The organism is Vibrio sp. L3-7, from assembly GCF_963898195.1.
Taxonomy (GTDB): Bacteria; Pseudomonadota; Gammaproteobacteria; order Enterobacterales; family Vibrionaceae; genus Vibrio; species Vibrio echinoideorum.
In genome coordinates this window covers 42,992-61,083 of the sequence record NZ_CAWQUW010000007.1, presented here as the reverse complement: position 1 = coordinate 61,083, position 18,092 = coordinate 42,992, and the positions used below count along the sequence as shown (strand labels likewise).

Sequence of the window (18,092 nt, the reverse complement as noted above, 5' to 3'; positions counted from 1 at the left end):
CGTTAGAAACTAATACATAAGCGTTAGAAGCTAATATATTAGCGTTAGAAACGAGTATATCAACGTTGGAAACTTGTATATGAACAGTATCAGCTAACATACAATTTTTACTCGCGAGTAATTGTCTGTAAGTAGACTCGCTTACTGCACCTTCGAAATCACGATACTGAACTTAGCACCGCCATGATTGCTATCGTCGACTTTGATATCCCAAGCAAGCTTTTTAGCGGCCGACATAGCAATAGCAAGGCCTAACCCCAAGCCACCCGTTGTTGAGGTTCTGCTTGAATCTAGACGGGAAAACGGAAGAAATACTTCATCACGACTGTCTTCTGGGATTCCAGAACCATTATCTTCAATAACCACTAGCCAATTTTCTGAATTCTCATCCAGCGTCATCCACACCTCATCGCGCGTGTAATTACCCGCGTTTTTGAGAATATTATCGAAGACCAAACGTGCCATTGAGCAGTCACACTTAATCTTGCAATCTTGCCCTACTTTGGATTCAAAGAGCACATTATCTAACTGAGAGTAACGAATACGATCGAGACAGTACTCATGAAGGTCAGAGGTCACTTTAACGAGCTCAAAGAATGAGTTATCCATGACATTCAACTTCGACAGCATGATAATTTCTGAAGTGAGATCGTTGATATCCTCAATGTAGGTATCAATATCATCGAAAAGCGCCTGATGATGGTCGGGGGCTCCCCTTCTTAGAATATCGGTCGCCAGCTGAATACGACTGAGCGGGGTGCGCACCTCATGTGGAATAGCTTGAGCAAAGATGTGGCTTTGTTTCACTTTGCTCTCGATCTCTTCCGCCATGAAGTTAAAGCTGCTGGCCAAATCTGACACTGGATGAATGTCGTCTAGATCAGAACGAGTACTGAGTTTCCCTCGACCAAACTGTTTTTGCTTCTCAACTAGCAACTCGATTCTTTCTTGAAAACGCCTCACAGGTAAGTAAACACTTGCGCCGATCGCGACAATAATGGCGAACAAAAGCCCAAGTAAAAAGTTTCTTTCTGAATCTTCATACCATTCAATTTCAGGAGAGAAAAAATCCCCTACCTCACTGAACGCGAAACTAAATTTAGAATTTGGAAGTTGAAACACCGCCGAGTACAGATCGTTATCACTGAGGTATATAGGAACACCATTTAAAGTGGTAAATAACTCGCATCGTTGGCAGGGAGCCTCTCCCGACCAATTATCTAACAGGCGTAAATTGAAGATATAAAATTGTTGGTAGCCTGTTCTATCGAGTTCTTTATACAGTGAATTATATTGATTGTGCTGACGGGTATACTGCTCAACGAAGTAAATACCATCATTTAAGAAAGTTTCGATCTCGGTTCTTCGCATGTGCCCTTCACCTAGGTTCACAAACAAAAAGATCGTTGCAGACATACCAACCACAATCCCAAGATACAATCGAGCAAACATCGAAACAGAACGAAGTTTCGCCGTTATGAACTTACGCAACCAGCATGTACCCCTTATTGCGAACCGTACGGATCAACTGTTTGTCTTTTGCGTGAATGCGTAGTTTTCGTCTTAAACCGGAGACTCGCATATCAATAGAACGATCATTAAAAGCGTAATCAATCCCTCTAAATAGCTGACAACATTGGTCTCGAGTAACGACTTGACTGATGTTATTAACCAGAAGATTTAAGATTTCAAACTCAGCAGAAGTAAGTTTGAGGTTCTGACCATACAGAGTGGCACTTTGGGCGGTCGTATTGATCACAATATCACATTGCTTTTCAGGGGCTATTTCTTGAGCGGTGATAACAGGGGAAGCTCTACGTAACAGCGCTTCAATTCGCGCTAATAAGGCATGACCACGAATTGGCTTTGCGACGTAATCGTCGGCACCAAATTTGAATAAACTTACTTCACTCATTTCATCAGCAGAGGCCGTCAGTACCAAGATCATTCCATTATAAAACTCACGAGCTTGACGACAAATCTGTGCACCGTTCATACCAGGGAGCATTAAATCCAATAAAACTAAATCTGGTTCGATATTTCGGATTGCATCAAGAGCCAAATTCCCCTCATGAACCGCGCTAACATTGTAACCTTCAGCTTCGAGATAAAGTGTGGTTAAACGAGCTATCTCTTGGTCATCTTCGACAATGAGCACTTTGGTTTTCGACATTCCTATCACCCGTATTTATTAAAAGCGAAGGCAGTATATATACTGCTCATATATCCTCAATGCTGTTATTAGAGCATTAATTTTACCGTACGCAAAACATAATGATCGCTTTTGTAAATATACATTTACAAAACATAGCGACGAGCTATCAGTTCGCCCTAGTTTACGTAAATATCGCAGTTCAGAGCGAATATCTTCTCCAGTTTTAAGTGGCTTTACGCCCCTTACATTTGCTTTATTTTCTTACTCACACTTACATTTCAGATGTTTACAAAACCCGTTCGAACCAACCATCCATACACTAATGATATGCTGGTTAATATCACTAGAAATCCTCACATTAAAAGATTAAAACGCTAACCAACAACAACCAAAACATAAAGAAAACGATTGCTTCAACTTGGCAGCAGTGCTTTAGATTTCTGAACGTAAGGTGGAGTCTGTTAAGCCATATATTCTTCAAGTAACATCCAACCCAATAATAAGTAGAACCAATATCTGGCAATCATTACTTTCCTCACAGGGCCACTTTAAAATGAAAAAATCGCTTCCATTGTTACTGACCGCTGTTGCTTTCGTCTCAACACCTCTAGTGGCTGATACCTATAAGCAAGAAATGGCCAACAAGATTCAAGAGCAAGTTAGGTCTTGGATAGACATTCAAGTCGTCCCACAAAGCAGCATTATTCAAAAGATGGTCTTTACCTGTGATTTCTATAACGCGACACCTTACATTAAATCACCAGACGGCAGCGAGAGCAGCTCTGGCTCATATCGATTTTACTCACATAACGGTGTATTAGGTTCAATGACAGAACCCTTTACCACTCAACCTCTGCCAGAGTTAACTATGTGCCTAAAAGAGGGCTTTGTGGTTACCAATCGAGATGAAGCTCAACTGTTGTTCGAAGCCATTGAAACGGTGTACCCAAACCATTCTATGTTCGACGATAACTTCCCCAAAGAAATCATAGAAAACGCAAATGGATGGCACTTCATCGATGGTGAGATGTTTGAAGACAAGAAAGGCTATGTCATTAAAACCAGCCCAAAAGGTAAAGTGACCAAGATCATCCGCTCTCTAAACCTTTAACACGTGTTTCTTGTTGAAAATAATGTTTTTCTTTAAGACGTTATTTTCATTAACACACGGTTTCTTACTGGCTATTAAACGTCAGAATCCAATTCGATAAGCGACTAACTGAATGGATAAGCTCAGTAAACGTCGTTCGACCAGAATATCAGTATGCAGAGTTCAACATGATGACCAGTTATCAACCTTTCGAACATCTCAAGTGTCCTATTTGGATATATGACATTGATAATAAGAGAATAACTTGGGCAAACAGCAGCGCCCTCCCTCTCTGGGAGTCTGAATCTTTGTTTGAGCTAACATCTCGCGATTTCGGCATCGAGATGTCTAAAGCGATCGAAGCGACATTGGAAGAATACCAAAGACAATTTCTACGTCATGAAAGCATCAAAACATGGTGGAATTTTACGCCCAAATACATTTCTAAGCGGGCATTGTGTTTGTTTTCAGGAATCCCATTGCCCGATGACCGCACTGGAATGCTGGTTCAAGTCATTGCTGAAGAAGGTAGCCTCAAGCATGATCTGGCATGTTCTGACGGTGCGAATCTATCCCTCTTATTTGATAAGTCGGGGAAGATAGTGAGTGCTAACTCAGCATTTTATCAAAACTATGGTTGCCCGTTCACCACCCTCTCTGATTTCGTTTCAAGCGAAGAGATTGCTGCACAGTGGTTATTTTACGCACGTAAGGGAGGCGAGGTATTAGAGGAAGTCAGCTGCAAAATTGATGAAAAGACTCATCACTTTGATGTTCAAGGCAAATGGCTATTCGATAAAAGTGAATTACTGTTGAACCTTACATGCACAACAAAGCAGAAAGAGCGCCTAATAAAGGCAAAATACAACGCAGAACACGATTGTTTAACCGAACTGTATAATCGCAGGGGTATCACTAACCTATTAGAAACCAGCATCGCCTATCGTGCGCCATTTGAATTAATGTTTGTGGATCTTGATGGCTTCAAATTAGTCAATGACACCTATGGACACAGTGCAGGTGACCAACTGCTCAAACAAGTTGGCGAACGTCTTAAACAACTGGTCGATGAAACCTGCATGATCGGTCGATTTGGGGGCGATGAGTTCATCGTAATCGCTCATAACTGTCGTAACCACAATATCCCGCTACTCTGTTCTCGCATTATTGATGCACTAAACCGAAGTTTCCACATCAGTGGTATTGGCACGTTGTCTGTGGGCTGCAGTATCGGTACCGCACATTTCCCAGATAATGCCGTCGATCAAGAATCATTGTTGAAGCAAGCGGGTATGGCGATGCATATTGCCAAAGCTAACGGTCGAAACCGATTCCAGACATTTACTCCTGACTTAGCGCAAACTCTTCATCGCAAAGTTGAAATCCGTCATCGCTTGGCCCAAGCCTTAGAAAATGATGATCTCACTTTGCATTACCAACCGATCATGAACACCAACAGCGATAAAGTGAAAGGATTTGAAGCTCTACTCCGATGGTCCGACGAAGACTTGGGTAACATAGCTCCAGATGAGTTCATTACTTTGGCGGAAGAGACCGGGCAGATAGTACCGCTTGGAAAGTGGGTTCTCAATTCTGCACTTAAACAGCTATCGATGTGGCATCGAGAGTTTGATAACCAGTTAATGATGAGCATCAATATCTCAAGTATCCAGATGCACGCCAGCTTCGCCCAACAGCTATCAGCGATGCTCAACTTTTATAATATACAACCTCAAAGTATCGCTCTTGAGATCACAGAATCTTCAATGATCTTTAAACACGGTGAAGTTAGACAAGCATTAAGTGACATTTCTAAACTAGGGGTTGAACTTCACCTTGATGACTTTGGCACGGGGTACTCGTCACTCTCGATGCTCCATGACTTGCCCATTAGCACCGTTAAGCTCGATAAGAGCTTTGTCCACGGCTCACACAAAGGGAGTAAAGCGATTGTTCAAGCTACCCATGCAATTTGTGAAAAATTAGGGCTCAAAGTCATTGCAGAGGGAGTCGAAACAGAAACGCAGAAAGCTTTCTTAATCGAATGTGGTTATCAGTACTTACAAGGTTTTTTATTCAGCAAAGCTATTCCTTCAAACCAAGTGGAAAGCCAATTTTTGACCGAAAATCAAGGCTTAAAGCAATGATAAATAACGCTTCTTACCATTTAGATATGAGCACAGATGCTTACACAAGCTTACATTTGTGATAAAGCCGCTGAAAATACACCTAACCTGTTGTTTTAAATAAAAATAATTAAAATAATCAATGGGAATATTGTACGGCACTTATACCTACAAACTGTAATGGCATAGCGTTTTCGATTACTCTATGCCAAGTCCTTAATAGTATTAACAAAAGTAGTCAACATGAGAACACAGCGCGGCTTCACTATATTGGAACTTATCATCTGCTTAGCCATTCTAGGCCTAGTTTCTGCCGCTGCGATGGTGAAGTTCTTAGGCATACAAGGAAATGCGCGCGCAAGTAAAATTCACGATGTGGCAGGTAACCTGCGTACTGGTATCGACATGATTTACGCTAAGTCAGCCATTGCGGGTGTCGAGGGTCAATGTAACTATGTTGAGAAAACAGAAGTTGAAACCTACTACGTTTGTCATGGTTATCCGATAGCCTATGTCGACTCATTGAGAAGGTTGTTAAACATCGATAGAACCGAGCTTCACGTGATAAACAAGGAAGTCGTTCCAGACAGCAACGCTGAGAGAGTAGCCGCTATCTCATTTGATACCGACAGTTACACCTATTCACCTGAAGGGGATTTCTGCCAGGTTCTTTACCAACCAGAAAAAGAACCACAAATTGTTGTTCTTGATGGAGCATGTTAATCAGTAATTAAGCAACAGATCTTAACTCAAAGACTGTGACTACCCTCCAATATAAATAGCGACATACTGACAAAACCATTATTTAATTAAAAGGTAACCAAATATATTAAATATGGGAAAAGTCCAAAACATTAAACATGGGGGAGGTTTTTCTTAAAATACTAAAAAATATACTATTAACAATACATCCAAAAAATACTTTACGTAAAAATGGAAAAACCTTTCTCCTTCATATCACTATAAATCGGGCTAAATAGACAAACCAATCGATTTCATCAAAAAATCCAAATAAAAAATCATTCCACCACTCTCTATTAATATTTACATCAATAAAGATCGACTTATCTCTCCATCAAATTATAAGATCATTTATATATTATGAATAGGTTGTCATTCTTAACAATTTGGTTTTATCTTGAAAACGTCTGATAAATCTCACATACCAATAGACCTAAAGAATAAAAACAAACTCTACATTAGCAAGCCCTAAACTTCAGTGTGAAAGCTATGAAATGTAAGGTGTGAAATGGATAAATTCTAAAACAAAGAGATAAATCCCCTTTATCCCTTGTAAATCATCGACTTTCATTTATAAATTCAAGTTTTGGATGAGCATCTCTATAACCTTTAATTGAAATCCAAATTCTGCGATTAGTATCAACATCTTGAGAGGAAATAGTGACATTTTAGTTATGTTATTTAGAAAGGACTCTTGGGTTGATTGAAAATCCCAGTCATTACATATCAATCACGTAAATATAATAACTATCGCTTAGGAGTTGAGCTATGCACTGTTCTTTCAATATAAACAACAATAATGAGAGCTTGCAACTGATTTATAATGAAGAAAAGATTTATATCAAGATCGACAGTAATAAGATATCAGAGGAAAGCCTCAATAGTAAAGAGAGCTTTGTTTTTAAATACTTAATTGAAAACTCATCAATATCAAACCCGCAATCTGCTAGAGATGTAGAGGAATCTTTTAAAGCACATTTTGATGAAGAGTTCAGTTTATACGCATTGAAAAATATTATTGCCTCTATACGGAAGAAATATCGAAGTCTATGTAAGAAAGCAAAAGTTAATAACAATAATGAACTTATATCTAACCTTTATAAGGTTGGCTACTTCATTGACCTCGATAAAAGCTCAACAAACCGCATCGCCCCCAAGTACAACATCAATCAATTCAAGCCTAACCACATCGAAATGTTAAAGCTGATGCTTAACACTTACCACAAAGATTTCATCAGAGCTTTGATTCTCGTGTTCACTGTTTCTTCGTTTATCTTATTCGTTGTCTACCTTTTCCAAATCCTTTATACGACGAAAATTGCAGACGAATACAGTGAAAATACTAAGCAAATAGCGGAAGAAGTCATGAGTTATGGCTGCGAAAGCGAAGGTGCCGTGCACGCGATGAGACACTCACTCAACCTTGACTCGCTTGTCATGACAACCCCACGCGGTTCATGCTACATCTCCACTACACGCTCAAAGATGGTAGACCTCGATAGAATTGACGAGTTTTACGACAGTCTCGATTTTGCTTATTCGCGCTTCTCATTCCCTGAAGAAGATATAGATCTCATCGCACGTATATCTAAACGCGCTATCGAAGCCCGCTACAGGAATTCATTGCTACCACTACTTGTAGATTCAGTTGCCATCCAAAAGAATGGTTTTCATATTCTTAACTTAGGTGAAAACAGTCAGTCGATTTATCAAACCACTTTACCTACTGGTGCAACTATCACATTTTACAGCGATGACATTGTTGCACTGTGGGTCGCACTCTCGCTTTTGTTAGCAACACTGCTTTATCACTCTTATATTGTTGGTTTCGTCGTTTATATGCTTCGTTGGAGACACATTTCTTTTGAAGAAGAGCCGATCATCAACACTGAAGACAACAGCGTTTTATATTATGAATTGTTAACTAGAGTGCGTAACGTCGGAGTCTTGAGTTTCATCGATACCATGAGACGTACCAATTTACTCACCTTCCATACTATTTTGATCATTGAAACGGTCAGAAATGCCAAGTCGCATAACAGCCACGAAATTTATGGTGTCAATGTCTGTCCAAGTTCATTAGTCGGTACCAACTTTGAAAAGGTTAAAGAACATCTAATGGCAATGGAGGCGAACGAATTTGTTGTCGAAATCACTGAATACTCGAATATCGGCTACGGATGCGAAGTCATCGATAACATCAAAGAAATCAAAAAATTAGGTATTACAATCGCATTGGATGATTTTGGTACAGGGAACAATAACATCGAAATCATTAGTGCTATTGATCCAACGTACTTGAAGCTGGATCGTTGTTTCGTCAAAGACATTGAATCGGGTGAGCACCATCAAGGTGTGTTACTCAACATCTCAGAAATTGGACGACTATCAAACATCACGATGATTTACGAAGGTGTAGAGACCCGCAAACAACAATATATCTTGTGTCAGTTGGGCTACAACTTACATCAAGGTTACTTATATAGCAGACCTCAAAGCACAACGAACTGATCACTTGCGTCAAACTTAACTACCTGTGAGCTCAATTTAGCCAACTGAAATTACATACCAAAGGCAACTGCTTCAGAGCTCACAGGAAATATGCCTAACCTTTCATCAAGCGACAACAGATTATCGAAGTGATAACCAAACGATAAGTCGAAGTGAAATGACAGGTACTTCAGCACCTTCTCCTCGTTCCAAGCCTCTACCACCAAAGACTTCTAATAGGTTTACCTTCTCAAGACCAATAAAGAGCTTGCCAATTCGAACAAATAGGTTAGTGTTATACACATGTATAACACTATGCAGTTTTAATTATGACCGAATGGAAAGACGATCAACCGATCTTTAGGCAGCTTGCTGCAAAGATCAGCGACCAAATTCTTCAAGGTGTTTGGTTAGAGCAACAAGCGTTACCTTCAGTGCGTGCTGTTGCCGCTGATCTCAAGATCAACCACCTTACTGTCATGAAAAGCTATCAGTTACTGGTGGATGAAGACTTGGTAGAGAAAAAGCGTGGCCAAGGCATGTATGTGGCTGAAGGGGCACTTCAAAAATTGAAAGAGTCTGCACACCAATCATTCATCAACACACAGATCCCAGCCATCGCTGAGACGCTAAGCATCATTGATATGAGTGTCGAAGAACTCGTGAAACAGCTAGCACAACATATAAAGGACAAGTCATGAGTACTTTACTTTCAGTGAAAAACGTAACCAAAACCTATTCGAACCAAGTGGGTGTCGAGAACATCAACTTCGAGTTAAAGCCAGGGCAAGTACTTGGGCTTCTGGGCCACAATGGCGCGGGCAAATCGACACTGATCAAATCACTGCTTGGTGGCCACAACTATCAAGGTGAGATTGAAGTAAACGGCTACCACCCTATCCACCAGCACGCAGAGCTAATGCAGCATTTATCGTACATTTCAGATGTTAACGTGTTACCAGAGTGGATGACCGTTAAACAACTGCTTCGATACACACAAGGTGTGCACCCTAGCTTCAACAAACAAAAAGCGGAGCTGACGTTAAGCAGCACCAACATTAAGCTCTCTTCTAAGATCAAACAGCTTTCTAAAGGGATGAAAGTACAACTTCATCTCGCGATCATCATCGCGACTGACACTCAAGTGTTGATATTAGATGAGCCAACGCTGGGCTTAGATTTGCTGTACCGCGATACTTTTTATCGCCACCTATTAGAGTGGTTCCACGATGGCGAACGCGCCATGATCATTGCGAGCCATGAGGTTTCAGAAATTGAACACCTATTAACGGATGTACTGATTTTGAAGCAAGGTCATTGTGTACTGCAAAAGAGCATGGAAGACATCGAGCACGACTATTTCATTATCGAAGTCGCAAACAACCATTCAAGCGAGATACAGAAACTTACCCCACTCACCTCTCAGCCTGGGTTAGGGACGACTAAGTGGCTATTAGAAGGTCAATACAAAGCGCAGGTTGAATCACTGGGTAACATCTATAACGTTGGTCTCGCAGATCTATTCCTTGCAACACAGACGGAGAAGGCATAATGCATCCAAGTTTTTACATGCTAGAAAAAGAACTCATCGAGCATAAAGTTAACACTCGATTGCCTTTGTTTGTCGCATTATGTGGTTTCTTACTGTTCGTTGGTCTGTTCTTTAATGGCGCAGCGCAACATGAGTTTTTCTTCGAAATGCAAGTGAACGGTGACGTGAGCGACATCCACAGAGAGTTCGCACAAGATCTCAACTCAGTGATTTACTTCGGCGCGGGCCTTATTTCACTGATCCTGTCGACGCTATATATCCCTAAAACGCTACGTAAAGAACGCCAAGAAGGCAGTTCAATGTTTTGGAGAAGTATGCCGGTATCCAACGCAATGACTCACGGCGTGAAGCTAGGCTTCGGTTTAGTGGTTATTCCGGCTATCTGTGCGTTGTTAGTGCTGTTCGCAGATTTTCTATTCTGGATACTGAACGTCTCAAGTGAGCAACAACTGGCGCTATTGGTTGAGCAGCAATCTCTGTTTTATGTGCTGAGCAACTGGGTCGTGTTTTTTGGAAGAATGATGTTAGTTGCACTGGTTTTATTGCCACTGGCAACTGTCACTCTAGCTATTTCGCAGCTGGTGAACTCTCCGCTGCTTGTCATTTTCATCTCAAGCTATGCGATTAAGTTCCTCTCTGTCGCCGTGTTTGGGTTCTATGGCATCAATGACTTCCTATCTCTTATCGCGTCATTACCAATGAATGTGCTCATAGCAAGCAACCCATTCAGCGCGATTGCAGAAGCGCCTATTTTATCTTTAGGTATTTACGCATTGATTGGTGTTGGTGGTTATCTACTGAGCCTTAAATTGAATAGAACGGACGATGTAAGCTTGAAGACGTTGTTCCAACGATAGAGTCATCTATCCTGATCGGATAACATCAGATACTAAATCTAAAATCAAAGCTTCTGAGAAATCGGGAGCTTTTTTATTGACTGGCATTTTTTCAGACGCAATTCTTTTCAAGTTTTTGTCGTTTTCATGTGCTTTTCAATTTTCAAGATAGGTTTAATCACAGAGACAAAAGTGCAGATCGAGTTGATTTGGGAAAACTGAGTAAGGTAGAGATAACTAGGGGGTATTAATGAGCTGACATTGAATTGCATTATTATTAATGCCTGTCAGCTCTTTGGGGGATGATTTCTTTAGTCGCCGACCAGATGAAGGTCCTTGAGAGTGCTAATGAAATCGATTTGCTACGTTTTACATTTGATTAAGCTTTTCAGCTTTTTTATTTTTAAGCTTTATGATTTAAAGCTTATTTCTTTGAAGCTTCTTTCGCTGTGTCTTTCCAGTATTGGATACGAACGCGATGAAGCTGTGCTCTTCTCATTTTTTTCATAAGGGATATTTCCTTTTCTTTAACTGCTCTTCATGAGCTATTTTTATTGCCAACCATTCGAATCTAACGGTGTTTGATGTCCAGATCAATGATACAAATCACAAAATTTATAGAGTTTTGAGTACCATTTACATTAAAGTATGACCTAGTTATCAACTATGGCTCAATTTAATATCTTAAGCCGTTGTTCGAGATTTAGATTAGTTCTCTCAGATGACAAATTCATTTTAGTATCAATACAGTTCAATGATACGTATTTAATAGACCGGACCAACGCGGATTTAGTTCCAACGTCTTATTTTTTATTGCTCACATCGCCTCCAAAGTTACGCTGTAACCAATACTGTATTCAATGCGAACAAATAATCGCCACATTAGCCTGTACGTCACAAACTCAAAATGGGATTATATTTGTGATAGATGGAGCTTCTAATAGAAAAAGCCGTAATGGATAAAATTAAATGGACGTAATTATGAGTAAAGTAATTCTGCAAGGGCATATTCTAGTGCCAGACAAAGACCTCGAAGCCGTCACACAAGCCTTGGTTGTACACAAAGAACTGACACTGGAAGAACCTGGTTGTATCGTATTTAGAGTCAGTCAAAGCACACTTCAACCTAATCGCTTTGAAGTGTATGAAGAATTCACTAGCCGAGAAGCATTCGAAGCGCACCAACAGCGAGTAAAAACGTCTGAATGGGGTGACATCTCAAAGAACGTGACTCGTCATTATCAAGTCACCGATGTTCCGACATCATAATGATACATCCGCTAGCCAACAGTATTGTCACGTTGATCAAACAAGATCCCTTACGAATGCAGGCTTTAGACTGTGTCGCTCAGCTGGATTTACCGCAGTGCTATGTTGCTGCGGGCTTTGTGAGAAACCTCGTTTGGGATCACTTGCATGACTTTGACTCCCCGACGCCACTCAATGATATTGATGTGATCTACTTTGATCCCATTGATACCTCCTACGAATCGGGTCTTCGATACGAGGATCTGCTTAAACAACGGTTACCTGAACTGAATTGGCAAGTTCGCAATCAAGCCTGCATGCACACCAGAAATGAGGATGAACCTTACCAAGGCTCATTAGATGCGATGAGTTACTGGCCTGAAAAAGAGACAGCGGTTGCCGTACAGCAAAGTCTCACTGGGGAGATCGAATGTATTTCTGCTTTTGGTTTAAAGAGCTTGTTTGATTTAAAAATCACACCCAACCCAAAACGTAGCCGAGATATCTTTGATCAAAGAGTCCAATCTAAAAACTGGCTAATCCATTGGCCAAAATTGAATATTGAGTAGAGCCTCACTTAACTCAATGATATCCGCAGGTAAATCGAGTTCGGCTTCTTCGGTCAATCGGTCAACTCTACAGCTAAAACCATTGACTAAAAGCCCAATCAGATCGAACATGCCCTACTTATTACCTATTAACTTATTACTTATTACTTATTACTTATTAAGTTAGTAACTAACCAAGTCATCAACCGCACGCGGCCACTAACTGCTGCGCTCACTCGTAATACTGAGTAACGACCATGAACCAACAATACATGCTGCAAGCTCTTGAAGCTTCGCTCCAAGCCCTACCCGATTGTCAACCAAACCCGCCTGTGGGCTGTGTTTTGGTTAAGAACGATAAGGTAGTGTCTGTTGGGTACACACAAAAGGTCGGTGGAAACCACGCAGAGGTCGAAGCGTTAAATCACTATGATGGAAAAATAGAAGGCGTTACCGCTTACGTAACATTAGAGCCATGTTCATTTGTAGGCAGAACACCCGCTTGCGCCAACACTCTTGTTAAAGCTGGCGTCAAACATGTTGTAGTGGCGATGCTAGATCCAGACCCTCGTAATAATGGTCGTGGTGTTGCGATACTTGAGTCGCATGGCGTGAAGGTTGATGTAGGGTTATACCAAGCACAAGTGAGTGCCTTTCTAATCCCGTATCTTGGTAAGTCTTAACTCGTCGTTTTTGGTCAGTCGGCGATTGGCATATTGACCTATTAACTGGGTAACGCTAATTCAGCTTCACTCGGTAAAGCGGATTGACTGGCTTCTCGACAAAATACGACCAGATATGATTATAGACGGCATGCTGGTTGGGAAACGGTGCTAACGCTTTCGCTTCATCTAAATTGCACCAACGATACTCGGTATGTTCATCATTCAGCTCTACCGCTTGATTCGGTGGACATATCACGGCAAAAACAGGGATCAACTGAATCACATTAACGTGAGCTTCGTAAAACTGCTCAAGAAACTGCGCGTTATACAGGGCTTCCACTTCAATTTGGGTTTCTTCTTCAAACTCACGAACGATGGCTTGCCAACCTGTTTCACCCGCCTCAATCGAGCCTGCGACGTGGCACCAAAATTCACCCTTAACACGCTTCATTAATAACATTTTCGTTTGTCCGTCGATCTCAGAAAGAGCGACACCAGCCACGATGGAAGTATTAAGTGGAATCATAACGTTACCTTAGTTGGAACAAGAAAGCGGCAAGGCTAACATCGTTCTTTTTCTAAATTGTCTTCTATGATTAAAAACGAGAAGCCACCCATCAATTTATGGTTATCAAGCCTTACTCGTGATTTTTGCATTGCAGACCATAGTTGTTGTATCTAGTCATTGAGCCATTTCTTATTTGAGGCGCTTTTCGATAAAGAGTAGAATCGCCGCCTTGTACTGTGTTTCAGAGCTCTTTTATCATACACAGTAGACTCACAGCCATTTATCACCACGATATAAGTAGTAAGACGACAATAATATGCACTCATCAAAACCAACGCACGCTTCAGACAGTAGCCACACACCTGAGGATTGCTTCACTCGCTTTCAACAGCCGATCGAGTCATATTCGTTGCCTGAGCGTTTCACCTTCCCGTTCTATTACGAGCCGCATCCATTGTGTGAATTCGCCTCACACCAGCTTCAACAATACCTAGAGACACAAACCGATTGGCAACATGACTTCGGGTTAGAGTCTGACGCTGGCCGCGGCAAGATGTTTGGTGTGTTATTGGTGAAAAGCCCCGAAGGTGAATTGGGGTATTTCTCTGCTTTTTCAGGGAAAATAGCCGACCAAAACCTATTGCCTCACTTTGTACCGCCTGTATTTGACATGTTAAGTAGCGATAGCTTTTTCCATCAAGACACGGCCGACATGATGGCTGTGAATGCGAAATTTAAAGCGCTGCAAGTGAACGCTGAATACCTTGAGCTGTGTGAACAATTAGCACAACAGAAAGCACAGGCAGAGCAAGAAATTGAAGCTCAACGTCTATTGATTATTGAAGGCCGAAAAACACGCAAAGAACAACGTGAGCAAGGTAAAGAAAACCTTGATGAGCAGGCCTTTGAACAACTGAATAACGAGTTAAACAAGGCCAGTGTTGCCGACAAAAATCAGCAGAAACATCTTAAGCTCAACTGGGAACAAATTCTGAATGAACTGCAAACTAAAGTTGATGTGTTCACCACTCAACTGGCAGAACTCAAAGAGCAAAGAGCACACCTTTCTCATCAGCTCCAACACAAACTGTTTTCACAATACGCTTTCCAGAATGCGGAAGGAAACATTGAAAATCTTAACCAGATCTTTGAAGACACCCCCAACAAGATACCACCAGCAGGTTCTGGCGAATGTGCCGCACCAAAGCTTCTGCAATACGCGTATTTGAACGGTTACACACCATTGGCATTGGCTGAATTTTGGTGGGGGCGTTCCCCGAAATCAGAAATCCGCAAGCACAAGAAATACTATGCCTCTTGTCAGAGTAAATGTGTTCCGATTCTCGGCCATATGATGAAAGGCCTTGAGGTGGATCCAAACCCATTGTTAGAAAACCCAGCAGAAGGTAAAGACCTCGATATTCTGTTCCAAGATGAGCACATCGTCGTGGTACATAAGCCAGCAGGTTTTCTATCAGTACCGGGAAAAACAATTAAAGACTCGGCCTACACACGTGTTCAAGAAATGCACCCTAATGTAGAAGGGCCATTTGTTATCCACCGCTTAGATATGGCCACCTCTGGCATCTTGATATTCGCTCTTACACGACGCGCGAACAAAAGCTTACAGAAGCAATTCATTACTCGTGAAGTTGAGAAGCGATACGTAGCAATGATTGAAGGCGTTTTAGATCAAGATGAGGGTTATGTTCGCTTGCCAATGCGTGGTGACTTATACGATCGTCCTCGTCAGATTGTTTGCTTTGAACATGGCAAACACGCTGAAACCAAGTGGGAAGTGATTGAGCGAAACCAAGACACCACCAAGATTTATCTGCACCCGAAAACGGGTCGTACACACCAATTGCGTGTTCACTGTTCACATGAAGAAGGGCTTAACATGCCTATTTTGGGTGATGGACTGTATGGCAACAAAGCTGACCGACTGCACTTACATGCAGAAAGGCTTGCTCTGCACCACCCAGTGACAAAAGAGTGGATGGTGTTCCAGTTCGACGCAGAGTTCTAAACGCTCTCGCTTTCCTTAATAACGCGTTCTCGCCTGCACATTTTGACAATTAGTTTCGACAGTTCCGCGCTTTATAGAAAGGAGTCACAACCATTTGTGACTCCTACCTCTTTCGGATAGTTATCCACGCTTATTGCACTACATCAAGATTCATTTTCTTGTGACGAGTAGCATGCTCCACTTCTTCTTTCCTTGAGGCCTTTGATATGTCATCAGCTGCTTTGAATTTGCAACCGAACACACCACCTATACCTTTAGCTACTGCACAAGCATCTGGCTTACAGCCAATCATCACTAAAAAGCCAGACTTAAACTCTGCAATGCTGAGCTTGATTGAAGAAGTTAAAAACGAACTCCCTCTATATGAATCAGAGACGTTTATCTGTGGGCCAAAAGGCAACTGCTCTGGTTGTTCTAAAAAGTTGTTAGAAATGGTCGACAGCGAATTGATGTATTGGGAACACAACATTTTGATTGGCCAAGGCCCTAACTTCGAAGAACTGCGTCGCTTTGGAAAACTTTGCAGCAGCGTAAGACGTGGTCTAGAGCGCAACGGCTTAGTCGAAAAACGCCCAAAAAAAAGATAACAAGCCAAGTCGTTGGGCATTGTGGTTTCGTTGAGTATTACAATATCGTTAGCCATTACAATGTCACCAGCTATTACAAGGTCACTAGTAATTAAAATGTGCCGTGACTATTACAGCCTATCCCTACCACTAACTGGTTGAACTCGTTATCCATAAAAGTGATAATATTTTGTAATACAATTAAGCACAAAGACAAGCTCTTAAAGTCTGTTCGCTACATTCTGTAGTGAATCCGTCCTTCATGTCTGAAGTGCTTAAAACCTTCTGTAAACCAATATCCTATCGAATAAACGCCTTTCTTGGATAACAGGGAGATACCTTGAAGAAACCACAACCAGTACTGGGTAAAACCGGCATGCTATTTTTCCTCGTCATCATCAGTGCGTTTCCTCCATTGACCATCGACCTTTATTTACCTGCACTACCACAAATGGTAGAGGTGTTTAACACTGACCAATCGATGGTCAATCTAACCCTGAGCAGCTACTTCGTTACCTATGCCTTCGGTCTGTTGTTCTGGGGGCCGCTCAGCGAAAAGTTTGGTCGTAAGCCGATCCTATTGATTGGATTAGCGAGCTATATGGTGGCAAGTGTAATATGTGCCATGACCAATAGCATCGAGCAGTTAATTGGTGCTCGTGTATTCCAAGCCTTTGCTGGCAGTGCTATCACCGTTATCGCTACCGCCATTGTCAAAGATCTTTATGACGGCCGAGAACGTGAAAAGATCATGGCGACTATCATGTCACTGGTGATCATCGCACCAATGGTTGCGCCTGTGTTTGGCGCCTTTTTACTGAAAATTGCTTCTTGGCGAATGATGTTTGTCACGCTCGCCATTTTTGGTGCATTTGCGTCAGTATTAGCTTGCTGCTACCGAGAAACACTCGAAAACAAATACCAAGGTTCTATATTCCGCTCATGGGGAAGAATGGGCGTGGTCATGAAAAACCGCTCGTTCGTCAAGCTACTGGTCATTTTCTCTATCATATCGATGGCGTTGATGGGCTTTCTTGCGGCGGGTTCTTATATCTACATCGATCACTTTGGATTGACCGAACAACAATTTAGTTACGCGTTCGCATTCAATGCATTGTGCGCCTCATTTGGTCCAACAATTTACATGAAGTTGTCCTACCGAATGCCGGTTCAAAAGGTCATCTCAGGATGTTTTGCTTTATTAGCGCTTGCGGGAATCTTCACCCTAACCATTGGCGACCTGTCCCCTTGGTTCTTCATGTTCATCGCTGCACCAGCGACATTAATGGCGATCATCATGCGAGTACCGGGCACCAACTTGATGTTGAACCAACAAGATCATGACACGGGTTCTGCCGTCGCACTGATACAGTTCTTCAGCATGATTTGTGGCTCGCTTGGCATGGTCTTGGTTTCAATACGCCCAGATTCTCTAATTGAAAACCTAGGCTTCATCCAATTATCGGTGGGAATTCTAGGCGGATTGATGTGGCTAATGGTCAGAAACAAAGAGTTTGTGACTAAGAAACTGAATTAGA

General features: G+C 41.7%; 17 protein-coding genes. 13 read left to right on the top strand and 4 right to left on the bottom strand.

All coding sequences use genetic code 11. The features are described 5' to 3' along the window. Nucleotides 1–141 precede the first annotated feature (141 nt). Nucleotides 142–1,491: a sensor histidine kinase gene (locus AACW75_RS07215; protein WP_017076589.1), complete on the bottom strand. Its 1,350-nt coding sequence runs from the start codon at nucleotides 1,489–1,491 to the stop codon at nucleotides 142–144. Further along, on the bottom strand, nucleotides 1,484–2,173 hold the full coding sequence (locus tag AACW75_RS07210; protein WP_145571073.1) for a response regulator transcription factor: 690 nt from the start codon (nucleotides 2,171–2,173) through the stop codon (nucleotides 1,484–1,486). The genes AACW75_RS07215 and AACW75_RS07210 overlap by 8 nt, the downstream gene beginning before the upstream one ends. Before the next feature lie 535 nt (nucleotides 2,174–2,708). Between AACW75_RS07210 and AACW75_RS07205 the strand changes: the two genes are divergently transcribed. The 4 genes from AACW75_RS07205 to AACW75_RS07190 all read left to right on the top strand — a co-directional run bounded on the left by AACW75_RS07205 (nucleotide 2,709) and on the right by AACW75_RS07190 (nucleotide 8,623). Beyond that, the gene (locus tag AACW75_RS07205; RefSeq protein ID WP_145571071.1) at nucleotides 2,709–3,266 is read left to right on the top strand and encodes a hypothetical protein; all 558 of its coding nucleotides are present in this window, start codon (nucleotides 2,709–2,711) and stop codon (nucleotides 3,264–3,266) included. 116 nt (nucleotides 3,267–3,382) lie between these two features. Continuing rightward, entirely contained in the window at nucleotides 3,383–5,392 is a 2,010-nt protein-coding gene (locus AACW75_RS07200; protein ID WP_145571069.1) for a putative bifunctional diguanylate cyclase/phosphodiesterase, read from the top strand. A gap of 222 nt (nucleotides 5,393–5,614) precedes the next feature. Further along, entirely contained in the window at nucleotides 5,615–6,094 is a 480-nt protein-coding gene (locus AACW75_RS07195; protein WP_017076585.1) for a type II secretion system protein, read from the top strand. Nucleotides 6,095–6,880: 786 nt separating this feature from the next. Next, nucleotides 6,881–8,623 carry an EAL domain-containing protein gene (locus tag AACW75_RS07190; RefSeq protein WP_145571067.1) on the top strand — a complete coding sequence of 581 codons (1,743 nt, stop codon included), beginning with the start codon at nucleotides 6,881–6,883 and terminating at the stop codon, nucleotides 8,621–8,623. A 120-nt stretch (nucleotides 8,624–8,743) separates the two neighbouring features. Here AACW75_RS07190 and AACW75_RS07185 read toward each other — a convergent pair whose 3' ends face one another. Next, a complete protein-coding gene (locus AACW75_RS07185; protein ID WP_186437201.1) occupies nucleotides 8,744–8,905 on the bottom strand; it encodes a hypothetical protein in 162 nt (53 codons plus the stop codon). Between the two features lie 26 nt (nucleotides 8,906–8,931). Between AACW75_RS07185 and AACW75_RS07180 the strand changes: the two genes are divergently transcribed. The 6 genes from AACW75_RS07180 to AACW75_RS07155 all read left to right on the top strand — a co-directional run bounded on the left by AACW75_RS07180 (nucleotide 8,932) and on the right by AACW75_RS07155 (nucleotide 13,469). Continuing rightward, nucleotides 8,932–9,303, top strand: coding sequence for a GntR family transcriptional regulator (locus AACW75_RS07180; RefSeq protein WP_054547155.1), 372 nt, complete (start codon nucleotides 8,932–8,934; stop codon nucleotides 9,301–9,303). Beyond that, complete coding sequence (locus AACW75_RS07175) at nucleotides 9,300–10,154, top strand: ABC transporter ATP-binding protein (RefSeq protein ID WP_145571065.1); 855 nt, start codon at nucleotides 9,300–9,302, stop codon at nucleotides 10,152–10,154. The genes AACW75_RS07180 and AACW75_RS07175 overlap by 4 nt, the downstream gene beginning before the upstream one ends. Next, nucleotides 10,154–11,011, top strand: coding sequence for a hypothetical protein (locus AACW75_RS07170; protein WP_017076580.1), 858 nt, complete (start codon nucleotides 10,154–10,156; stop codon nucleotides 11,009–11,011). Before AACW75_RS07175 ends, AACW75_RS07170 begins: the two co-directional genes overlap by 1 nt. 960 nt (nucleotides 11,012–11,971) lie before the next feature. Then, a complete protein-coding gene (locus tag AACW75_RS07165) occupies nucleotides 11,972–12,259 on the top strand; it encodes a putative quinol monooxygenase (RefSeq protein WP_145571063.1) in 288 nt (95 codons plus the stop codon). After that, entirely contained in the window at nucleotides 12,259–12,807 is a 549-nt protein-coding gene (locus AACW75_RS07160; RefSeq protein ID WP_145571061.1) for a nucleotidyltransferase family protein, read from the top strand. Before AACW75_RS07165 ends, AACW75_RS07160 begins: the two co-directional genes overlap by 1 nt. A 236-nt stretch (nucleotides 12,808–13,043) precedes the next feature. Beyond that, complete coding sequence (locus tag AACW75_RS07155; protein ID WP_145571059.1) at nucleotides 13,044–13,469, top strand: bifunctional diaminohydroxyphosphoribosylaminopyrimidine deaminase/5-amino-6-(5-phosphoribosylamino)uracil reductase RibD; 426 nt, start codon at nucleotides 13,044–13,046, stop codon at nucleotides 13,467–13,469. A gap of 55 nt (nucleotides 13,470–13,524) precedes the next feature. Here the strand turns inward: AACW75_RS07155 and AACW75_RS07150 are convergent, their stop codons facing one another. Then, on the bottom strand, nucleotides 13,525–13,977 hold the full coding sequence (locus tag AACW75_RS07150; protein WP_145571057.1) for an NUDIX hydrolase: 453 nt from the start codon (nucleotides 13,975–13,977) through the stop codon (nucleotides 13,525–13,527). A gap of 298 nt (nucleotides 13,978–14,275) precedes the next feature. Here AACW75_RS07150 and AACW75_RS07145 point away from each other — a divergent pair, with 298 nt between their 5' ends. The 3 genes from AACW75_RS07145 to AACW75_RS07135 all read left to right on the top strand — a co-directional run bounded on the left by AACW75_RS07145 (nucleotide 14,276) and on the right by AACW75_RS07135 (nucleotide 18,091). Continuing rightward, entirely contained in the window at nucleotides 14,276–15,988 is a 1,713-nt protein-coding gene (locus AACW75_RS07145; protein WP_145571055.1) for an RluA family pseudouridine synthase, read from the top strand. Nucleotides 15,989–16,194: 206 nt separating this feature from the next. Beyond that, a complete protein-coding gene (locus AACW75_RS07140) occupies nucleotides 16,195–16,575 on the top strand; it encodes a hypothetical protein (protein WP_102553194.1) in 381 nt (126 codons plus the stop codon). 319 nt (nucleotides 16,576–16,894) lie between these two features. After that, nucleotides 16,895–18,091: a multidrug effflux MFS transporter gene (locus AACW75_RS07135; RefSeq protein ID WP_445329514.1), complete on the top strand. Its 1,197-nt coding sequence runs from the start codon at nucleotides 16,895–16,897 to the stop codon at nucleotides 18,089–18,091. Nucleotide 18,092 lies beyond the last annotated feature (1 nt).